The organism is Azonexus sp. (assembly GCF_047638095.1).
GTDB lineage: Bacteria > Pseudomonadota > Gammaproteobacteria > Burkholderiales > Rhodocyclaceae > Azonexus.
Genome location: NZ_JBLJBW010000082.1, coordinates 1 through 3,562 on the forward strand (window position 1 = coordinate 1; position 3,562 = coordinate 3,562).

At 58.4% G+C, this 3,562-nt stretch carries 5 protein-coding genes; all 5 read right to left on the reverse strand.

Translation table 11 applies throughout. From position 1 onward, the window contains the following. Nucleotides 1-207: 207 nt before the first annotated feature. The 5 genes from ACM62Q_RS12985 to ACM62Q_RS13005 are packed head-to-tail and all read right to left on the reverse strand — an operon-like array spanning nucleotide 208 to nucleotide 3,147. Entirely contained in the window at nucleotides 208-891 is a 684-nt protein-coding gene (locus tag ACM62Q_RS12985) for a hypothetical protein (RefSeq protein WP_415037262.1), read from the reverse strand. A 20-nt stretch (nucleotides 892-911) separates the two neighbouring features. Then, nucleotides 912-1,511, reverse strand: a complete 600-nt coding sequence (locus tag ACM62Q_RS12990) for an SCO family protein (protein ID WP_415037264.1) — start codon at nucleotides 1,509-1,511, stop codon at nucleotides 912-914. Next, complete coding sequence (locus ACM62Q_RS12995) at nucleotides 1,508-1,873, reverse strand: hypothetical protein (protein ID WP_415037266.1); 366 nt, start codon at nucleotides 1,871-1,873, stop codon at nucleotides 1,508-1,510. Before ACM62Q_RS12995 ends, ACM62Q_RS12990 begins: the two co-directional genes overlap by 4 nt. Nucleotides 1,874-1,876: 3 nt before the next feature. Then, the gene (locus ACM62Q_RS13000) at nucleotides 1,877-2,563 is read right to left on the reverse strand and encodes a hypothetical protein (protein ID WP_415037268.1); all 687 of its coding nucleotides are present in this window, start codon (nucleotides 2,561-2,563) and stop codon (nucleotides 1,877-1,879) included. Next, nucleotides 2,563-3,147, reverse strand: a complete 585-nt coding sequence (locus ACM62Q_RS13005) for an SCO family protein (protein WP_415037270.1) — start codon at nucleotides 3,145-3,147, stop codon at nucleotides 2,563-2,565. Before ACM62Q_RS13005 ends, ACM62Q_RS13000 begins: the two co-directional genes overlap by 1 nt. Nucleotides 3,148-3,562: the final 415 nt, after the last annotated feature.

The following is a 3,562-nucleotide window of genomic DNA, read 5'->3' on the forward strand; positions in this document are numbered from 1 at the left end:
TAAAAATACCGCTCATGGTGCCCTCCTTTGTGACGGTGCCAGAATTCTCGGATTCGCTAGGCCGCGAATCCATGATGTGCGCTAAAACGGGGCTTGGTCTTTTGTCGTCATGGTGGCGCCTTGCAGACCATGAAAAAACCCGGAAGCCTGTTCTGGCTCCGGGTTTTGGCAGGGTATTTCAGTGCGCCGCTGGGGGCGCGGTGAGGCTTACTGACGCCAGGCGCAGCCGTCGAGTTTTTTGCCGTTGACGGTGAGTTCGGCCTGCCAGGCCTGCATGCGTGCCTTGCCGTTTTCGCTGGTGTTGCGGCAGTTTTGTCGTTTAAGGCGCAGCGGGGCGGTGAGTTGGCCGCTCAAATCGATATCGACGCTGTTGTCATCCTGACCACTGACTTTGTAATCGCCGATGACATCTTTCTGGCCGTCTTGCTGCAAGGTGCCCTGGTTTTCGAACAGGGTGAGTGCCCAGCCTTTGCCCGCAGCGCGCCATTCGCCGGTGCTGCGCCGGGGCGCGTAACAGCGGGCGTCCAGGCTGGCAAAGTTAAGGGCGCGTGTGCGCAGCAAGGCATTGCCCTCAGGCTCGCCAAAAAACTCGGCGTAAATCGGCGTGCCGTCGGTCAGCCCCAGTTCTTTCAACTGGGCAGTGACTTCTGCCTTGGGAGAAATGTCTTCGATGTTGACGTAGTTGCGATCGCGGCAGGGCGTGAAAATCAGGCGTTCCTGGCTTTTGAGCACCAGGCCGCGGGCCACCTTGCGGGCGGCCTGTGCGGCGTTGGTGTCGACGCTCGCCGGGGTGGCGTTCGGGGCAGCGGGTGGTGGGGCGTCCGCCGCCAGCAACTGGATCGATGTGCTGGCAAGAAGGAGGGAAAGCAGGGTGCGGCGAAGAAGGGTCATTATTGGCTAACCTTTGAAAATCAATGGGATGAAATCAGCTGGCGAATGTCGTTGGCAATGCTTGCCGGCGGCGTGGCATAGGCAAATTTCTTGATGAAAGTGCTTTCCGGTCCGAGCAGGTAAATGCCGGCGGAATGGTCTACGGCGTAGTTTTTCGGGTCTTCGCTTTCACCGACAACCTTTTCGTAGCGCACTTTGAAATTACGCGCAGCGGCTTGCACCAGGGCGGGCGAGCCGGTCAGGCCGATGATGCGTTGGTCGAAAAATGCGGTGTAGGTCGCCAGCTGTTGCGGGTTGTCTCGTTCGGGGTCGACCGAGATGAAAATTGCTTGTACGCGCTCGGCGTCCGTGCCCAGGAGTTTGAGCGCTTCGGCGATATCGACCAGGGTGGTGGGGCAGATGTCCGGGCAGAAGGTGTAGCCGAAGGTGATGAGTTGGAAGCGCCCGCGAAAATCTTCGTTGGAAACGGCGGAACCCTGCGGGCCAATCAGCATGTAGCGCGGGTTGATGCTGCGCGGTTCCAGATCGAAAGTCGTGTGCGGCGAGCTTGCGCGGGCATGCTGTGTGCCGATCAGGAAAGGCAGCGCCGTCAGCGCTGCGCAGAAGTGACGACGTTTCATGCGCCTTTTCCGACGGCTTTTTGCAGCTTGCCGCGTCCAAGATCGATTTGTTCGGCCAGGGTTTTGCCATCCGGGCAGGTTTTGCCGTCGCTGCCGAAGTTGAGGAAGCTCTTGCTGGTGGCGTCTTCAAATAATTCGCCGACATTGCGCTCTTTGGGCACGGTGTCCACCATGATTTCGCGCATGCGGGCGGTCAGTGCGTGTTGCTTGCAGGCCAGGATGACGCCGTTCAAGGTGCCGAATTCGGTGACAGCCTGCGTCAAGGCATCTTCTGCGGCGTGCGCAGCAGGTGCGCCAAGGAGGATGAAGGCGGCGATGAGCGGGGCGCGCAGTGAGGTGTGTCGTGAGCTGGCTCGCAGCATGTTTTACTCCTTTGCAGAGAGATGAAGTTCAGGGCGGGCGCGCAGGCTGGAGATTTTGCGGCCGTTGTTTGGGTCAATCACGTGTAGTGCACGCAAATGGCCCATGAGATAACGTTTTTTCAAGGTCAGATCGACAGGTTTGCCGTAGGTGGCTTTCCAAAAGGTTGTGCTTTCCCGGGTCACGGGTTCGCTCAGGCATACCTCGGCGCGCAAACCGAGGCCGGAGGGATCAATACCCGCCGGCAAGGAAAAAAGCAAGGCGTCCTCATCGTCGTCGGTGCTGGAGAATGACTTTATGTTGTTGAAAGCAAAGAAATAATCGTAACGCCAGCGTTCTGTCATGGTTTGCGGTTCGCCGACCTTGTCCTCTGCTTCGTAGGTGCGCCGATCTTCGCTTTCGCTGGCCAGCGGCAGGTATTTGTAGAGGTAGTAGTCGCTGTTTTCGGTTTTTTCTTCCGGCCAGCTCCAGCCTTCAGCAATGGATTTGTCGCGCATGGGGTAGTGCAAGTGACCTTCGGCAAAGCGTGCCGGTTCGCCGTGTGTGAGATCGATATCGAGCTCCAGGCAGCGCGTTTCAGGCTGGGCAGCGAAGCGCTGGTAGAGGGCGGGGGCAGGATCGGCCTGCGCCGTGCTGGCAAAACCAGGCATCCAGCCCAGCACCATGAGGCAGGAGAAACAAAGCGTGCGCATCACAAGGCTTTCAGTTGTTGGCGTAAGGCGCCCGCAATCGCCGTGGCGGCAGTGCCGTGAGCGATTTTGTCGACGAGTCTGCCGTCGCCGTTGATGAGGAAAACGTCGGCGCTGTGGTCGACTGCGCCATTTTCGGCAAAGTGGTAAATCACGCCGTAGCGCTTGGCGAGGTCGGCGAGTGCGCCGGGGCTGGCGGTTGCGCCGAGAATGGAAGGGTCGAAAAACGCGGTGAATTCGGCCAGGTGCGCGGGCGTGTCGCGGGCCGGGTCGACTGAGACGAACAAGGTGGCGACGCGGGCTTTTTCTTCGGGTTCGAGCTGGCTCAAGGCATCGGCCAGGGTGATCAGGCCGGTCGGACAGATGTCCGGGCAGCTGGTGTAGCCAAAAAAGAGTAATACAGTTTTGCCCTTGAAATCGGCCAGGGAAATTTTGCCGCTCGCAGTTTCAAGCATGAAGTCCCCGCCGGCCGGCAGGCCCGGGCGGGGCAGCGGGCGGCTGGGGGGTTCGGGGTGCCAGAAAAGCGCCAGCGTGCCGATGCACAAAACCAGGAGGAGGGCGGTGGTGGCGAGGATTCTTTCCTGCATCGACGTGTGAGTTTCCTGTGGAGTGTTTGTGGTGCGCCCGAATTGTTGGTCAGTGCCATGGAAATAGGTTTAATCACCATCAAATTTTCCGGCAATGGCAGGAGTTTGAGAGGTGTCGGCGCTTTGCGGTGTGGCGCAAGCATTTTGCCCAAGGCTGCGCTGTCGATTAAGCCCCAGAAGGCTGATTGATAGCAGCTGTGATTCCGCACGAGGATAGGAAAAATCCTAACAAAAACTAAGCCAAACCCCCGGAATGGCGCATGAATAGGCAATCTCCCAAACAAAGCAAGGCTAAATTTAGCCTCGATCAATTTTTTTGTTTTGGCTGCGGCATAGAGTGCGACAAATTGCCGCAGGAGATTGCGGTGATTTGGGGTTGTTTATTCCAAACATATGGGAGAAGCGAGATGAGTAG

Excerpts from the sequence above, each read along its gene's own strand:
- ACM62Q_RS12985 (WP_415037262.1), bottom strand. The coding sequence starts at position 891 with ATGACCCTTCTTCGCCGCACCCTGCTTTCCCTCCTTCTTGCCAGCACA.
- ACM62Q_RS12990 (WP_415037264.1), bottom strand. The coding sequence starts at position 1,511 with ATGAAACGTCGTCACTTCTGCGCAGCGCTGACGGCGCTGCCTTTCCTG.
- ACM62Q_RS12995 (WP_415037266.1), bottom strand. The coding sequence starts at position 1,873 with ATGCTGCGAGCCAGCTCACGACACACCTCACTGCGCGCCCCGCTCATC.
- ACM62Q_RS13000 (WP_415037268.1), bottom strand. The coding sequence starts at position 2,563 with ATGCGCACGCTTTGTTTCTCCTGCCTCATGGTGCTGGGCTGGATGCCT.
- ACM62Q_RS13005 (WP_415037270.1), bottom strand. The coding sequence starts at position 3,147 with ATGCAGGAAAGAATCCTCGCCACCACCGCCCTCCTCCTGGTTTTGTGC.